The organism is Bradyrhizobium sp. USDA 4473 (assembly GCF_054063335.1).
This window is the reverse complement of the sequence record NZ_JBSSGE010000001.1, coordinates 7739265-7754322: the sequence shown is the minus strand read 5'-3', so window position 1 is coordinate 7754322 and position 15058 is coordinate 7739265. Positions and strand designations below refer to the sequence as shown.

The 15058-nt window shown below is 65.3% G+C and carries 14 protein-coding genes and 1 tRNA gene; 8 read left to right on the top strand and 7 right to left on the bottom strand.

The genetic code is table 11. From position 1 onward, the window contains the following. Positions 1-8: 8 nt before the first annotated feature. Positions 9-776, bottom strand: a complete 768-nt coding sequence (locus ACVW17_RS36295; RefSeq protein WP_456749591.1) for an SDR family NAD(P)-dependent oxidoreductase — start codon at positions 774-776, stop codon at positions 9-11. Between the two features lie 124 nt (positions 777-900). On the opposite strand from ACVW17_RS36295, the gene ACVW17_RS36290 reads away from it, so the two are divergent. Further along, positions 901-1374, top strand: coding sequence for a hypothetical protein (locus tag ACVW17_RS36290; protein WP_456749590.1), 474 nt, complete (start codon positions 901-903; stop codon positions 1372-1374). Positions 1375-1510: 136 nt separating this feature from the next. Here the strand turns inward: ACVW17_RS36290 and ACVW17_RS36285 are convergent, their stop codons facing one another. Continuing rightward, complete coding sequence (locus ACVW17_RS36285; protein WP_456798730.1) at positions 1511-1765, bottom strand: hypothetical protein; 255 nt, start codon at positions 1763-1765, stop codon at positions 1511-1513. Between the two features lie 240 nt (positions 1766-2005). Here ACVW17_RS36285 and ACVW17_RS36280 point away from each other — a divergent pair, with 240 nt between their 5' ends. The 3 genes from ACVW17_RS36280 to ACVW17_RS36270 all read left to right on the top strand — a co-directional run bounded on the left by ACVW17_RS36280 (position 2006) and on the right by ACVW17_RS36270 (position 4788). After that, on the top strand, positions 2006-2446 hold the full coding sequence (locus ACVW17_RS36280; RefSeq protein WP_456798729.1) for a hypothetical protein: 441 nt from the start codon (positions 2006-2008) through the stop codon (positions 2444-2446). Between the two features lie 32 nt (positions 2447-2478). Beyond that, positions 2479-3516 carry a helix-turn-helix domain-containing protein gene (locus ACVW17_RS36275; protein WP_456798728.1) on the top strand — a complete coding sequence of 346 codons (1038 nt, stop codon included), beginning with the start codon at positions 2479-2481 and terminating at the stop codon, positions 3514-3516. A gap of 117 nt (positions 3517-3633) precedes the next feature. Further along, complete coding sequence (locus ACVW17_RS36270; protein WP_456798727.1) at positions 3634-4788, top strand: acyltransferase family protein; 1155 nt, start codon at positions 3634-3636, stop codon at positions 4786-4788. A gap of 191 nt (positions 4789-4979) precedes the next feature. On the opposite strand, the gene ACVW17_RS36265 is transcribed toward ACVW17_RS36270, so the two are convergent. The 4 genes from ACVW17_RS36265 to ACVW17_RS36250 are packed head-to-tail and all read right to left on the bottom strand — an operon-like array spanning position 4980 to position 8483. Beyond that, on the bottom strand, positions 4980-5561 hold the full coding sequence (locus tag ACVW17_RS36265) for a GDP-mannose pyrophosphatase (protein WP_456749585.1): 582 nt from the start codon (positions 5559-5561) through the stop codon (positions 4980-4982). Between the two features lie 19 nt (positions 5562-5580). Beyond that, positions 5581-6024: a GNAT family acetyltransferase gene (locus tag ACVW17_RS36260; RefSeq protein WP_456798726.1), complete on the bottom strand. Its 444-nt coding sequence runs from the start codon at positions 6022-6024 to the stop codon at positions 5581-5583. A gap of 14 nt (positions 6025-6038) precedes the next feature. Beyond that, complete coding sequence (locus ACVW17_RS36255) at positions 6039-7466, bottom strand: FAD-binding oxidoreductase (protein WP_456798725.1); 1428 nt, start codon at positions 7464-7466, stop codon at positions 6039-6041. A 30-nt stretch (positions 7467-7496) separates the two neighbouring features. Further along, positions 7497-8483, bottom strand: a complete 987-nt coding sequence (locus ACVW17_RS36250; RefSeq protein WP_456749582.1) for an L-threonylcarbamoyladenylate synthase — start codon at positions 8481-8483, stop codon at positions 7497-7499. Between the two features lie 79 nt (positions 8484-8562). Between ACVW17_RS36250 and ACVW17_RS36245 the strand changes: the two genes are divergently transcribed. Further along, positions 8563-8639 (top strand) — tRNA-Pro (locus ACVW17_RS36245). Between the two features lie 264 nt (positions 8640-8903). On the opposite strand, the gene ACVW17_RS36240 is transcribed toward ACVW17_RS36245, so the two are convergent. Next, positions 8904-10736: an outer membrane protein assembly factor BamB family protein gene (locus ACVW17_RS36240; protein WP_456798724.1), complete on the bottom strand. Its 1833-nt coding sequence runs from the start codon at positions 10734-10736 to the stop codon at positions 8904-8906. Positions 10737-10981: 245 nt separating this feature from the next. Between ACVW17_RS36240 and ACVW17_RS36235 the strand changes: the two genes are divergently transcribed. The 3 genes from ACVW17_RS36235 to ACVW17_RS36225 all read left to right on the top strand — a co-directional run bounded on the left by ACVW17_RS36235 (position 10982) and on the right by ACVW17_RS36225 (position 14802). Beyond that, positions 10982-12556: a sugar ABC transporter ATP-binding protein gene (locus tag ACVW17_RS36235; RefSeq protein ID WP_456798723.1), complete on the top strand. Its 1575-nt coding sequence runs from the start codon at positions 10982-10984 to the stop codon at positions 12554-12556. Beyond that, the gene (locus ACVW17_RS36230; protein ID WP_456798722.1) at positions 12553-13545 is read left to right on the top strand and encodes an ABC transporter permease; all 993 of its coding nucleotides are present in this window, start codon (positions 12553-12555) and stop codon (positions 13543-13545) included. The genes ACVW17_RS36235 and ACVW17_RS36230 overlap by 4 nt, the downstream gene beginning before the upstream one ends. 105 nt (positions 13546-13650) lie before the next feature. Further along, a complete protein-coding gene (locus ACVW17_RS36225) occupies positions 13651-14802 on the top strand; it encodes a substrate-binding domain-containing protein (RefSeq protein WP_456798721.1) in 1152 nt (383 codons plus the stop codon). Positions 14803-15058 lie beyond the last annotated feature (256 nt).

The following is a 15058-nucleotide window of genomic DNA, read 5'->3' as shown; positions in this document are numbered from 1 at the left end:
TCCATCGGTCACAATGTCCGGTAACCGCCGTCCACCATCACGATCGATCCCGAGACGTAGGCCGACAGGTCCGAGGCGAGGAAGATCGCGGGGCCGACAATGTCCTCCGGCTTGCCGGGACGGCCGAGCGGGGTGTGATCCATGAAGGCTTTCACGAGGTCCGGATTGGTGGCGCGCACCTTCTCGTTCAACGGCGTCTCGATGAAGCCGGGCCCGATCGCATTGACGCGCACGCCGTCCTTGCCGAGCTCGGCCGCCAGCGCCTTGGTGAAGCCGAGCACGCCGTGCTTGGAGGCGGTATAGGCCGGCGAGCTCGGCGTGCGCAGATGCACGAAAGACTGGATCGAGCCGATATTGACGATGCGTCCCTTGTTCTGGCGCAGGGCCGCGAGGAAGGAGTGCGTCACGTTGAAGACGCCGGTGAGGTTGATCGAGATGATATCTTCCCAATCCTTGATCACGGCTTCCTCGGCGCCCAGCATGCCGTTGCGGCGCGCGATGCCGGCATTGTTGACCAGGATCGAGACCGGCCCGACCTTGTCGGCGACCTGCTTGGCCATTGCGATGCAGGCGTCGCGATCGGTCACGTCGAGCGGAAAGCTGTCCGCCTTGCCGCCGGCGCTCCTGATCTCCTTGGCCGCTTCCCCCGCCGCATCGCCGTTCATGTCGAGCAGCACCACGCGCGCGCCCTCGCGGCCGTAGCCGACGGCGATCGCGCGCCCGATGCCGGAGCCCGCACCGGTGATGACGGCGATGTGATTGTCGAGAAGAGCCATGGTGTTTCCTCGTTTCTGATTTGTGACGTTGTCGACAACACTATTCAAAACTGCGCCAAGCGAAACGCCAAGCCGCGTTTGCGCGTTGCTGTTATCCGGATTCGGATGACAGCACGGACCGATCATGGACCCGCATATCAGACAATGGAAAGTTGCGATCGCGCGCTTCTGCGCGGCGCCGGATCCCGATTATCGCGAGATCGCCAAAATGGTCGCCGAGATCGCCACCACCGAGATCGACGAGACGCTGCGGCAAGCGGCCGCACAGGTGCTGCCGATCCTGCGCCAGGCGGCGCTGAAATCGGCTGACCGCCGGACCAGATCGATGGCGCTGCGTCGTCTCGGCATCGTTGCCGACGCGCTGCACACGCTGTCCGCGCCGCGGTTCGGCCGGCGCGGCTTGACGCCGAAGGTGCTGACGGAGGACGAGCGCTACCGGCAATTGCTGGGCCTGCCGTTCGGCCGCCATCTCGCGGCGACCGAAATCCAGCAGGCGTTCAAGCGCGCCGCCAAGACGGTTCATCCCGACGGCGGCGGCAACGGCGCGGCGTTCCTCGAACTCGCCGCCGCGCGCGACGCCCTGATCAAGCATCACTGATGCGTCTAGCATCACTGATGCGTCAAGCATCATTGACGCGCAATCGCGTCAAGTCCGGCAATACAAAGCCTGACAGCACAAGGGCGGACGACGCGTTGTTGCCGCGTGTCCGCCCTCGCGCGTGATCGGCGATCGCTCAGAACGAGCAGGTGCCGTTGTTCAGGAGGCCGGTCTTGTAGCTGAATGCGGCGTCGAAGGTCGGCAGCTCTTCGCTGACAATGGCGAAGTTCGTGGGCCACGGCGTGGTCGGGATGCTCTGGTCCCAGATCTGGCAGAAGCCGGTGTCCTGCCAGCGGATCAGATGATACGGGTTGGCGCTGGCGGGGCTGGCCGCGGCAAGCACGGACACGGTGGCGGCAATGGCGGCGCAGGCAATCGCAAGACGACGCATGGGAAATCTCCGCTTTGGATATGTGAATGCTCCGCAGGGGCAATCCTGGAGCTCAGGGGCCGATCGCCCCGGACATGCAGTGAGTGTTGCAACCCCGGGAACAGGTTCAATGCCGGTGCTGTGCCAAATTGCGCCGGATCGTGCTCTTGCTACAGTCGGCCCGGTGCGATTCGTGCCCGTCGCGACGCGAGCCGATCGACGTGAGTAAATCGCTGTGAGCAAATTTTGGGGAGACCGCACATGAAACCTTCGTCCACGCTTCGCGCCGTGCTGATTGCACTGATGGCGTTCACCGGACTTGCTTTCTCTTCGGCGGCGCGCGCCGACAGCGGCTTCGTGACGCTCACGATCTACAAGGCCGGATGGATCATCGGCGGCTCCGGCGGCAGCGGCGTTTTGACCTTCCGCGGCCGCTCCTATCGGTTGTCCACCGGCGGCCTCGATTACGGCCTGGTGTTCGGCGGCTCCAAGACCGTGCTGCGCGGTCGCGTCAGCAACATCAATCGTCCGTCGGACGTTGCCGGCGTCTACGGCGCAGCGGGTGCGGGACTTGCGGTCGGCCGCGGCGCCCGCGCCATCGTGCTCACCAATCAGAAGGGCGCGGTGCTCGAGCTGACCGGCCACCAGGTCGGGCTGATGGCCAACGCCGATCTGAGCGGACTTGCGATCACGATGCGGTAGTTCGCCGATCCCGGGGCGTTTGAGTCGAGGTCGTGTCCGGTTTGGTGATGAAGATGCTCCTGGATATCGGTCTTCGCGGTGGGGCCCTGGCCTTGCTGGTGCTTCTCGCGCTCGACGCCCTCCTGCAGTTGCGCAAGACGCGGCTCGGCCGCATAACCCTTGTTCTCAACTTGTGCGGAATTGCGTTTCTCATCGAGACGGCTCCGCAATTTCACGACAGCCACGCCGTGTGGATCCTCTTCCTCCGGGTGGCGAGCAATATGGCGGCCGCTGTCTTTGTTCTCTGGAGCGAGGAGGTGTTCGACGACACGGCCAGGCCGCCATTGGTTGGTTGGACGCTCCTGGGTTTGATGGCCTTGCTTGTCATCTGGGCCGTGGTCGCCGACTCGTCATGGGCCTGGCTCGCGACCCATGTCTCCGCTCTGATGCTGGTGGTGATCGCGATCGCTCGCGCTCTGCTGGGCCGAGCCAACGACCTGATCGAAATGCGCCGCCGGGATCGGGTCGTGTTCGCATGGGGTTTGGGCCTCACGATCGTGGGCTGCACGCTGATTGGGGCGAGCAATGTCGGGATGACGCCTGCGCTTCCCGGTGTGCTGGGCATCGCGCTGGCTGCCGCCTTGCTTCGCTTGCGTAGGGCAAGCCCGATCTCCGCGGTCACCGCTGCGCCAGCGGGATCGGAGCCGGTCCCGCCGACGCTCGCCATGACGGAGCCGGAAGCCGCGCTGTATCAGCGTTTGCTGGCGACGATGGAAGTGGAGCGGGCCTACCGCGACGGCGGCATGACCATTGCGAGCCTGGCCAAACGGCTGGCCACGCCGGAATACCGATTGCGCCAGCTCATCAATCAGCGGCTCGGGTACGGCAACTTTGCCCGCTTCATCAACTCCTTCCGGCTGGCGGAGGCGCGCGCGGCGCTGGCCGATCCCGGTCAGGTGCGCGTCCCGATCCTGACGATTGCACTGGATGCCGGCTTCGAGTCGATCGGCCCGTTCAATCGAGCGTTCAAGGTGCAGACCGGAGAAACGCCAAGCGAATTCCGCAAACGAACCCTGGCGGAACTGGTCTGACGCACCGATTGTCGGAAACGGCCAGATTTTGCGGGTTTCGGCGATCCTGAGCGCGACTTTCGGCGCGACCGGCCCGGCCTTGGCCATCATGTTCGCATCCAGCCCAGGGAGATGCCCATGATGCAACCCGCTTCGCCGACGACCCACCGGCTCCTTTATATCGACAATCTGCGTTGGTCGGCGATCAGCATGGTTGTGGTCATGCACGCCGCCGTCACCTACTCGCCGTTTGGGAGCTGGTACTACCGCGAGCATCCGCCGCTGGGCCTGGTCACCGAGGTGGCGTTTGCGGCCTACCAGACGTTCCAGCACGCAGTCTCCATGGGGCTGCTGTTCGGCATCGCTGGATACTTTGCCGCCGGTATGGTTGCCCGCCGCGGCGTCGGCGGCTTCATGCAGGAACGGCTGTATCGTCTCGGCATCCCCCTTCTCCTGTACATCGGGCTGATCGGACCGCTGACAGAGTATTACGTCGCGGGATCATGGTGGTCGCAGCCGCGCCGGAGTTTCACGGAGGACTGGCTGCACCACCTCTCCAACGGAGAACTTCTCGACGGCTCCGGCCCGCTCTGGTTCTGCCTGGTGCTGCTGCTGTTTTCCGGCTGCTTTGCCCTGCTGTGCAGCTTCCGGCCGATCGGCCAACCCGCCGCCCGTTCGCTACCGAGCCTGGCCTCGGTGCTTGGTTTTGTCCTGGCGATGAGCGCCGTGACGTTCGCAGTGGGGCTGCTGGCGCCGGAAGGCCGCAGCATCCTCAACATCGCCATTCACGACGCGCCGCAGTACCCCTTCATGTTCGTCGCCGGGGTCGCGGCGTGGCGAGGCGATTGGCTGCGACGGATGTCGAGCGGCGCGGGACGGCGCTGGCTGGTCGGCGGGCTGCTGGGGAGCATCGCGCTGTGGGCAGCCATCGTCGTCTTCGGGGGAGCCCTCGAGGGTCGGCTGGCCGACTACGGCGGCGGTTGGCATTGGCAGGCGGCGGGTATGGACTTTTGGCGCTCGGCAACGTGCGTCTCGCTCAGCCTGGGGTTGGTGGTGCTGTATCGTGACCTGTTCGACTGGCAGGGTCCGGTGACGAAATTCCTCAGCCGGAATGCCTTCGGCGTTTACGTTCTGCACGCCCCTGTGCTCATCGCGGTGACCCGCGCGATGCACGATTGGACCGTTGCCCCGCAATGGAAATTCCTGTTGGCAAGCCTCGTCGGCGTGGTCGCCAGCTTTCTGGTGGTCGGATTGCTGGCTCGGCGCATTCCGGGGCTGCGCGCAGTGCTGTGAACGTTGGCGCGCCCGTCGCAATGCCACGTGCCCCCAGGGGCCGGCGCGCAGCTGCATGATTTCTGGATATTGGAAATGTATCCGTGAGTTGCTCGACGTGTCAAGTCGAGCGCCGGCCGCCGCCGGCTCATTTGCATGGGGTTGTTCCTCGATATTTTGGCGGCGCCCCCTGCGACTGACTGCGGCAGCACCTACCTGAACAGATGCAGCGCGGCGTATTGCAGCAGCATGATGGTCTTGGCGTCGACGATGCGGCCGTCGCTGATCATGGCGAGCGCGTCGTCGATCGAAAGCTCCAGCACCTCGATGTCCTCGCCCTCGTCGGCGAGCCCTCCGCCATCGCCGACGCGCATCGCGGCATCGTATTCGGCGACGAAGAAATGCAGCTTCTCGGTCACCGCGCCCGGCGTCATGAAGGCTTCGAATACCTTGCGTACGTGGGCGAGCCGGTAGCCGATCTCTTCCTCCGCCTCGGCGCGGATGCGCGCCTCCGGCGCGGCGTCGTCGAGCATGCCGGCCGCGGCCTCGATCAGGAGATCATCATAGCCGTTGGCGAACGCCGGGTAGCGGAATTGGCGCACCAGCACGACGCTGCGGGTCTTTAGATTATACGGCAACAGCGTCGCGCCGTTGCCGCGGTCATAGACCTCGCGCACCTGGGTCTGCCATTCGCCATTGCTGCGGCGGTAGTCGAATGTCGCGCTCTTCAGCTCGTAGCGGCGCTTCGACAGCAGCTCGACGTCCTTGATGCGGACGCGGTCGGCGATGCTCATGCGGAAATCCTCAACCCTGTCACGGCGTGGCTTCGCGGCCGTCGAGCCATTTGGCCAGCATCACCGAGGTCGATTCCTCATAGCCGAGCGTTTGATAGAATGCGCTCGCCTTGGCGTTCTCCCGCCGCACCAGCAGTTGCAGCTTCGGCACGCCGGCTGCGCGCAGCCAATTCTCGACCGCTTCCATCATGGTGCGGCCCAGGCCCTTGCCCTGGCGGCCGGGGGCGACCGCGACGTAATAGACCCAGCCGCGGTGGCCGTCATGACCGACCATCGCGGTCGCCACGATCGCGCCGGCGTCGCGGCCGACCAGCACGGCGGAATTCGGTCCGCGCCGCGCCAGCGCGATGTCGGCTGTGGGATCGTTCCACGGCCGCGTCAGGCCGCAAGCCTGCCACAGCGCGACCACGTCGGAGATGTCCGCGTCGGTGATTGGTGTAATCGCAAGGGAGGGGGAGGGCATCGTCGTCTGCACGCTCACAGCACCTTGCCCGGATTCATGATACCGAGCGGATCGAGCATCGCCTTGATGGAGCGCATCAGCTCGATCGCGACGTTGTCCTTGACGTCGGGCAGTTCGTCGCGCTTGAGCACGCCGATGCCGTGCTCGGCCGAGATCGAGCCGCCCATCCGCAGCACGATCTCGAACACGACGGCATTGACGTCGTGCCAGCGCGCCAGGAAGTCGGCCGCGTTGGCGCCGACCGGCTGGCTGACATTGTAGTGGATGTTGCCGTCGCCGAGATGGCCGAACGGCACCGGCCGCGCGCCGGGGATCAGCTTCACCACCGCCGCATTGGCTTCCTCGATGAAGGCGGGCACGGCCGCGACCGGCACCGAGATGTCGTGCTTGATCGAGCCGCCCTCCGGCTTCTGCGCCGCCGACATCTCGTCGCGCAGCTTCCAGAACGCCTGGCGCTGGCTCAGATTGGCCGCGATCACGGCGTCATCGACGATGCCGTCCTCCATGCCCTGGGCGAGGATCGCCTCCAGCGTGTCGCGCGCGTCGTCGCGCGACGACGACAATTCCATCAGCACGTACCAGGGGTGCTTGCTGGTCAAGGGATCGCGGATATCGATGCCATGGCGGATCGAGAAGTCGACCGCGATGTCGGCGAGCAGCTCGAAGCTCGTCAGCGCACCTGCCGCCTGATTGCGCGAGATCGACAGCAGTTTGAGGGCGGCCGCCGGCGAGGTCAGGCCGACATAGGCGGTCTCGACCGCGCGCGGCCGCGGAAACAGCTTCAAGGTCGCCGCGGTGATGATGCCGAGCGTGCCCTCGGCGCCGATGAACAGGTTGCGCAGATCGTAGCCGGTGTTGTCCTTCTTCAGCTTGGACAGCGCGTTCAGCACGCGGCCGTCGGCCAGCACGACTTCGAGGCCGAGCGCCATTTCGCGCGCCACGCCATAGGCGAGCGCGCCGGTGCCGCCGGCATTGGTCGAGAGGTTGCCGCCGATGGTGCAGCTGCCTTCGGCGCCGAGCGACAGCGGAAACAGCCGATCGACCTCGGCGGCCTTCTGCTGCGCGATCTGCAGCACAACGCCGGCCTCGCAGGTCATGGTGTTGGATTCGACGTCGATGTCGCGGATCTTGTCGAGGCGCCGCAGCGACACCACGACCTCGCCATTGTGCGGCGTCTGGCCGCCGACCAGGCCGGTGTTGCCGCCCTGCGGCACCAGCGCGATCCTGTGCTCGCTCGCGAGCTTGCAGATCGCGGCGACTTCGGCGGTCGAGCCCGGGCGCAGCACCAGCTGTGAGCGGCCGTGGAACAGGTCGCGCTCCTCGGTGACGTACGGCTCGATGTCGGCGGCGTCGGTCACTGCATATTTCGCCCCGACGATGGCGCGGAATTTCTCAAGCAATTCGGGCGGAAGCGGCGGCACCGCGGACTGGACGATGTTCATTTTTTCTTGGTCTTTCACGTGGGTCGCGATTTACCGCCCAACCGCTGCGCGGCGCAGCCGGTCATTGATGGCTTCGCCCAGCCCGTCCTCGGGAATGGGCGTCACTGCAATAGCATCCGCGTTTCTCTTGTCGAGCGTGCGAAGGTAGCCGAACAGATTTGCGGCGGCCTCGGCGAGATCGCCGCGCTCGGACAGGTTCACCTCCACTAGGGCGCATTCGCGCCGCGCCACCTTGGTCGGCCCGAACGTCAGCAAGGCTTCGCCGACATGGACGTCGCTGGCATTGAGCCGCACCGGGGTGCGCGGCGCATAATGCGAGGCGAGCATGCCGGGGGCGACCGGCTGGGCGTCGCTCTCGGCGTCCTGCGGCGGCGACTGCAAGGGATGGCCGAGCACGCGCTCGATCTCGGCGCGCGTCAGCCCGCCCGGCCGCAGCAGCACCGGATCGGAGAAGCAGCCGATGATGGTGGATTCGACGCCGACCTCGACCGGGCCCCCGTCGACGATCAAATCGATCCGGCCGTCGAGATCGCCGTTCACATGCTCGGCGGTGGTCGGCGAGACATGGCCGGACAGATTGGCCGACGGCGCTACCACGGCACCGCCGAAGGCCTTGATGATGTCGCGCGCCACTTTGTGGGCCGGAATGCGGATCGCGACCGTATCGAGCCCGGCGGTCGCGAGTTCCGCGACCGGGCAGGACAGCGCCTTCGGCAGCACCAGGGTCAGCGGGCCCGGCCAGAACGCGTCCGCCAGCCGCAGCGCCTGGCCGTCGAACAGGGCGATCCGGCGCGCGGCGCCGAGATCGGCGACATGGGCAATCAGCGGATTGAAGGCCGGCCGGCCCTTGGCCTGGTAGAGCCGGGCGATCGCGGCGGCGTTGCCGGCATCGGCACCGAGGCCATAAACCGTCTCGGTCGGAAACGCCACCAGGCCGCCTTCGGCCAACACCCCGGCGGCGGTCGCCGTGGCGGCGGCGCCGGCGGGCAGAACGTGCGTTTTCAGGCCTGTATCCACTGTGACTAGATTCCTCAATTGGGCGCCTTGTGGTCCCTTGCAGTCCCTGAAACCCGACGCTATAAGCCCGGCTCTTAGTCGGAGTGTGGCTCAGCCCGGTAGAGCACTGCGTTCGGGACGCAGGGGTCGCAGGTTCGAATCCTGCCACTCCGACCATTCATTCAAACACTTATAGTTTCTGTGTTTTTTGTGCGCAACGAGATGCGCATCGATTTGTGGCGCGGCTGCCATGTCCGTCGATTGCGCGACGTATGTCTCTGATATCGGCAAGTCACAAGGATGAGTCGCCGCGGTCGTGCGCCGCCCGGAACCGGGATGACCTCCCTTCGGACCCGTTGGCCGATCTTGGCGACATCAAAGCACGAATAGCCCGCGGCGAGTAGTGCTCAACGTGCCATCGCCAATCCCGACACGCGTTTGTCAGGGGGTGCCGACTTCGAAGGCCAGCAGGACGTTGCCGGGCAGGCCGCTCCATTGCGCGTAGCCGGAATTGACGTACAGCATGCCATCGACGACGACCGGGCCGGGGCCGTCCATCGCACCGCCGCGGGCGGCGACGCCATTCACCGTGGTGTAGTCGCGCGCCGTGTCGATCTCCCAGAGCAGCCTTGCGTCATCGGTCGCATAGGCGCGCAGGAAGCCGCTGACGCCGCCCGAGAACACGACACCGGGAATCAAGGTGACCGCTGCGGACAGCGCCGGACTGCACTGCGGGCGATCGCCGCAGGCAACCGGCGGCACCTGCATTGCGATTTTCCCAGTCGCGAGATCGAGGCCGAACAGGCCGCCGCCTTCGCTCGAATTGAGACGCCGCGAGCCGTCCCTCAGGAACCGGACGTCGGAATTGGCGACGTAGATGCGATCCTGGTCGGCGGCGGAGCCCCACTCGGTCCCGCCCAATGGGCCACCCTGGCCGATCCGTGTCTGCCACAGGATCTTGCCCTCATGGTCGGGATCCAGCGCATGGACCACGCCGGATTTCTGCCCGATCACCAGCACGCGTTGTCCGCTGCGCAAGCTCACCAGGATCGGCGATTGTCCGAAGTCATGATCCGGGCCGCGGTCTTGCGGACAGTTGCTCTGGTCGGTGCCGAAGCACGCCACCACGAAGCTGTCCTTCGGCGTCGCCTGCTGATGCCACAGCATGCGCCCGGTCGCGAGATCGAGCGCGAGGATGGCGTCGCTGGTGTCGGTTGCCGGATCGGCATAGCTGTTCGAGGTCGCGACATAGAGCGCCTGGCGCGCAACGTCGATCGTCGGTGCGGACCAGACCGAGGCGCCGGCCGGCCCGAACAGCTGGGTCCCGATGGCGTTCGTCCGCGTCGGATGCGGCGCCTCGGCGATCGTATAGGTCTTCCAGATCTGCGCGCCGCTGTCGGCCTTCAGCGCAACGACGCTGCCGCGAAACGTGCAGCATTGGTAGGTGGGCCGCGATCCCGTGGCCTCCTCGATCGATGACACGCCGACATAGACCGCGCCGGAATGGAACACCGGTGCGCCGGTAATCCGGGCGGCCATATGATCGTCGACCCGGCTCTTCCAGATCAGCGCGCCGGTGGTCGCATTCACGGCGTAGACGTTGGCGAGCACATCGCCAAAGAAGATCACAGGCTGGCCGCCATCCAGCGTCGCGAAACTGATCGCCGCCCGCACCGGCGCATCGGTCGGAAACAGCCAGCGGGTGCATCCGGTCCTGGCGTCGAGGGCGTGGACCTTGCGGTCGCCGCCGCCGACGAACAGCAACCCGCCGATGACCGTCGGCTGAGCAAAGGCGACGGATGTATTCGGGAATCCGAAGGCCCATTTCAGACGCAGTCGTGAGACCTGGTCCTGTGCGAGGCCGGCCATGGCCGCCGGCTGAAACCGGCTGTTGTTGAGATCCACGCCCCAGCCATTCCATCGCGGGCCATCGATTGCTTGCGGAAAGCCGGTCTCGCTTTGTGCGCATTGGCCCGCATTTTCGCTTGCCGCTTGCGACGCCGCTTTTCCGGTGACGAGCGAGGCGATCGCTGCCCGCTCGTCATTGCTCAACCCTTGCGCGAAAGACGCCATCGGGCCGGTGGTGATCGCACCGAGAATCTCGTCGAAGGATCTTGATTGCAGGGCGGCACGGCTCGGCGCGCGAATATTTGCATTGCCGCCGTCGTGACACTGCGCACAGCGCTGCGCGTAGAGGGCGGCTCCGCCCTGCTGGGCTGTTGCAGGCAGGCAAGACCCAATCAGGGCGACGGCAATAGCAGCACTCAGTTTCATCGCGGTTCACCGGCATTGGCTTTGATGAGATGAGCGATCGAAGCGTAGCACAATCGTCCGGCGGCCGGCGGCGGGGGCGGGGTGGAGGACCGGACCGCGGCCACCCCAATTCGAGCCCCGTCGCCGCGATCTCCCATTGACAGGGCGCATGATGTGATAGAATTATAACACGATAAGTTGCAAAAATAACAACATGTCATCATCGTACCAGCGCCTGGCGCGGGTGACGGGAGGAAATTTTGGAATTGTCCGGTTCGATCGCCGCAGAGCCTCGGCCGTCGACGGCGCTTCTGTTGGTCGGTGGCATCAACAAGCGCTTCGGCGGCGTGCGCGCATTGCGCGACGTCAACCTCGAGGTCCGTCCCGGCGAGGTACACGCGCTGCTGGGCGAGAACGGGGCCGGAAAATCCACGCTGATCAAGATCCTCAGCGGGGTTCATGCGGCCGACAGCGGCACGATCGAGATCGCCGGCAAGCCGGTCGCGTTCGACAGCCCGGCACGCTCGCGCGAGGCGGGGATCGCCGTCGTCTATCAGGATCTCAGCCTCGTTGAATCGCTCAGCGTCGCCGACAATCTGTTGCTCGGCCGCGAGCCGCGCGCGCGGTTCGGCTTTGTCCGGAAGCGCGAATTGATGGCCAGAGCAGAAGCGTTCCTGAGCGAGCTCGGCATTCCCCTCGACACCAAAGCTGCGGTCGGCTCGCTGCCGTTCGCCTACCGCCAGATGACCGAGATCGCCAAGGCGTTGATGGGCGAGGTGCGGCTGTTGATCCTCGACGAGCCGACATCCTCGCTGACGTCGGATGAAGTCCGCATCCTGTTCGACGCGATCGGCAAGGCGACACGCCGTGGCATCGGCGTGATCTATGTGACGCATCGGCTCAACGAGGTGTTCGAGATCTCGCAGCGCGTCACGGTGCTGCGCGACGGCGCCAATGCCGGCACCTTCGTCACCGCCGAGACCGACATGAAGCGGCTGGTCAACGCCATCATCGGCACCGATCGATCGGCGCCGGCCACGACGCGCGCCGCGCCCGCTGCCGCACGTGCGTTCGATCCGTCGCCGGTTCTGTCGCTCTCGGGCGTTTCCAATGACCGGCTATCGGCCGTCGACATGTCCGTGATGAAGGGTGAGATCCACGGCCTCGCCGGATTGATCGGCAGCGGACGTACCGAGATTCTGGAGACCATCTTCGGACTCCGGCCGGTCGAGCACGGCACGCTCGAGATCGAGGGCCGGCCGTGGCTGCCGAAGGGAGCCGCCGATGCGATCGATCACGGCGTCGCGCTGGTGCCGGAGGATCGGCACGTGCAGGGCCTGGTGCTGGACCATTCGATCGAACGCAACATCACGCTGCCGCGGATTCCCCACTTCTCGCGCTGGGGCTTCATGCAGCAGCGCGCCGCGACAAGGCGCGCGGAAACGGCGGTCGCCAGGCTTTCGGTGAAGGCGCAGGGCGCCTCCAGCCTGGTCAGGACCTTGTCCGGCGGCAACCAGCAGAAGGTCGTGTTCGGAAAATGGAATGATCCGCGGCCGCGCGTGCTGTTGCTCGACGAACCGACGGTCGGCGTCGACGTCGGCGCGCGCGAGGAGATCTATGGCGTGATCCGCAATGCCGCGCGCGACGGCAGTGGCGTGCTGGTAGTCTCGTCGGATCTCGTCGAGCTGATCGAGCTGTGCGACCGCATCTCCGTGATCGTCGATGGACGCGTCGCGCGCACGCTTCAGCGCGGCGAGATCGATGATGCCGAAGAGCTGCATCATCTGCTGCAGATGTACCAGGCTTCCGGACAAGGCGTATTGCAAGAGCTGCCCGCATGACTGAACTGATCGCACCCAACGTCGTCGCCGCGTCGACCCGATCCGAACGACGCCGCAAGCTGCTGCAGAATCTGCTACGGGGCGAGCGGCCCTACATGCTGTACATCGCCTTCGTGGTGCTCTTGGTGGTGTTCAGCCTGTCCTCGCCCTGGTTCCTGTCGGTCGACAATTTCCTGAATATCGGCCGCCAGACGACGCTGGTGTCGATCATCGCGGTCGGCATGACCTTCGTGATCATCGCGCGCCAGATCGATCTTTCGGTCGCATCGACATTGGCGCTGTCGGGAATGGCTGCCGCGCTGGCGATGAGCCAGATCAACAACAGCTGGATCGTCGGCGCCGTCGCAGGCCTCGGCACCGGCGCGTTGGTCGGGCTGCTCAACGGCATCCTGACCACGCAGCTTTCGATCCCGTCCTTCCTGGTCACGCTCGGCTCGCTCAGCATGGCGCGCGGGCTGGCGATGATGGTGACCAACACCAAGCCCGTCATCATCACCAACGAGACCTACTTTGCGATCTTCGGCGAAGGATCATTTCTCGGCATTCCGGTGCCGATCGCCTGGACACTGGTGGCGATGATCGTCGGCATCCTGCTGCTGCACTACAACGTGTTCGGCCGCCGCATCTATGCGGTCGGCGGCAATCCGACCGCAGCGCTCTATTCCGGCATCAATACCAAATGGGTAACGACTGCAGCCTTCGTGCTGACCGGCACGCTGGCCGGACTTGCGGCGCTGGTGCTGTCCGCGCGCTCGCATGCCGCGCGGCCCGACGTCGTGCAGGGCATGGAGCTCGACGTCATCGCCGCCGTGATCCTCGGCGGTTGCAGCCTGTTCGGCGGCCGCGGCTACATCCTGGGGACGCTGTTCGGCAGCCTGATCATCGGCACGCTCAACAACGGGCTCGTGCTGCTCGGCGTCAGCTCGCCGCTGCAACTCGTCATCAAGGGAGCGATCATCGTGGCCGCGGTCGCGTTCACGAAGCGGTAGTCAGGAGGAGATGCAGCGCATTGCGTCGCGAGGCCACTGCGTTGCGGCAGTAGGGGCAAGGTCGCCGGCCTCCGGTCAATCGGCGACCACAAAGGGAGGAAAACAATGAAGCCAATCTTGCGACAAACGCTGCCGCTGACCGCGCTGATCGCGGCGATGGCCATTTCGATCGCGCCCTCGGCCCGTGCCGAAGTGCCGGCAAGCTGCGTCAAGGGCGTCGATCTTGCGACGCTTGGACCAAAGTCGATCGTCGGCCAGGGGCCGCACGGCGAGAGGGCCGCTTCGCCCGAAGTGCTGGCGCTGTCGGATGCCGAAGCCGCCAAGATCAAGGAGAAGAACTTCAAGGTCGGCATCTCGATGCAGACCGTCAACCTCGACTGGGCGCAACTGCAGATCCAGGGCATCACCGACACGTTGAAGAAGTACGGCGTGACGGTGACTGGTGTCGCGTCGGCCGAATATCAGGTCGACAAGCAGATCGCCGATATCGAGAACACCATCCAGCAGCATCCGGACGGCATCATCTCGATCCCGGTCGATTTCACCGCGACCGCGCCGACCTACAAGAAGGTCGCCAAGGCCGGTATCAAGCTGGTGCTGATGGACAGCATTCCGACCGGCCTCAAGCATCCCGAGGAATATGCCTCGATGATTTCGGCGGACAATCTGGGTAACGGGCAGATCGCGGCGCAGATCCTGGCGTCCTGCATGGCGCAGGGCGCAACCATCGGTCTCGTCAATTTCGGCGTCGACTATTTCAGCACCAACGAGCGCACAAAGGGCGTTCGCGAGTGGATGCAGAAGAACCGGCCGGACATCAAGATGAAGCAAGTCGACTTCACCGACCCGCCGAAAGTGTCGCAGATCGCGGGCGACTTCCTCACCGGCAATCCCGACGTGAAGGGCGTGTTCGCGGTCTGGGACCAGCCGGCGCTGGATACGTTGAGCTCGATGCGCGCGCAGGGCATCGATATTCCGGTCACGACCGTCGATCTCGGCCTGCAATCGGCGATCGAGATTGCGAAAGGCGGACCGCTGAAGGCGACCGGCTCGCAGCGTCCCTACGATCAGGGGGTCGCGGAGGCGATGGCGATGATGAATGCGCTGCTGGGCAAGGAAACGCCGGCCTGGGTCGGCGTGCAGTCGCTGCCTGTGACGCAGTCCAACGTGCTGGAATCCTACAAGACGGTGTTCAAGAAGGAGCCGCCGCCGGAACTGACCGATGTCTGCAACAAGGCGAAGCCGGCCTGCAACTGATCTTTGGCCAGCGATGCGCGGTGTCGCAACGGCGTGCATCATGGACGAAGCTGACCCGGGCGAGCCAGCCCCCGCCCGGGTCAGAGCGTTTTCGCGCGGACAACCGTTCCGATTCAATCGGAAAGGAAAAGGTTCCGGTGTTGTGTCTCTGGCAGCCTATTCTGTCATTCCGGGGCGCGACGAAGTCGCGAACCGCAGATGCGCAATCGCGCATCGGGGAATCCAGAGATCGTGAATGGAGATTCCGGGTTCTCGC

Bases quoted from the DNA above. Each gene is read 5' to 3' on its own strand.
- ACVW17_RS36265 (WP_456749585.1), bottom strand. From the start codon at position 5,561: ATGAGCATCGCCGACCGCGTCCGCATCAAGGACGTCGAGCTGCTGTCG.
- ACVW17_RS36255 (WP_456798725.1), bottom strand. From the start codon at position 7,466: ATGAACATCGTCCAGTCCGCGGTGCCGCCGCTTCCGCCCGAATTGCTT.
- ACVW17_RS36285 (WP_456798730.1), bottom strand. From the start codon at position 1,765: ATGCGTCGTCTTGCGATTGCCTGCGCCGCCATTGCCGCCACCGTGTCC.
- ACVW17_RS36225 (WP_456798721.1), top strand. From the start codon at position 13,651: ATGAAGCCAATCTTGCGACAAACGCTGCCGCTGACCGCGCTGATCGCG.
- ACVW17_RS36290 (WP_456749590.1), top strand. From the start codon at position 901: ATGGACCCGCATATCAGACAATGGAAAGTTGCGATCGCGCGCTTCTGC.
- ACVW17_RS36280 (WP_456798729.1), top strand. From the start codon at position 2,006: ATGAAACCTTCGTCCACGCTTCGCGCCGTGCTGATTGCACTGATGGCG.
- ACVW17_RS36270 (WP_456798727.1), top strand. From the start codon at position 3,634: ATGATGCAACCCGCTTCGCCGACGACCCACCGGCTCCTTTATATCGAC.
- ACVW17_RS36260 (WP_456798726.1), bottom strand. From the start codon at position 6,024: ATGCCCTCCCCCTCCCTTGCGATTACACCAATCACCGACGCGGACATC.
- ACVW17_RS36230 (WP_456798722.1), top strand. From the start codon at position 12,553: ATGACTGAACTGATCGCACCCAACGTCGTCGCCGCGTCGACCCGATCC.
- ACVW17_RS36295 (WP_456749591.1), bottom strand. From the start codon at position 776: ATGGCTCTTCTCGACAATCACATCGCCGTCATCACCGGTGCGGGCTCC.
- ACVW17_RS36240 (WP_456798724.1), bottom strand. From the start codon at position 10,736: ATGAAACTGAGTGCTGCTATTGCCGTCGCCCTGATTGGGTCTTGCCTG.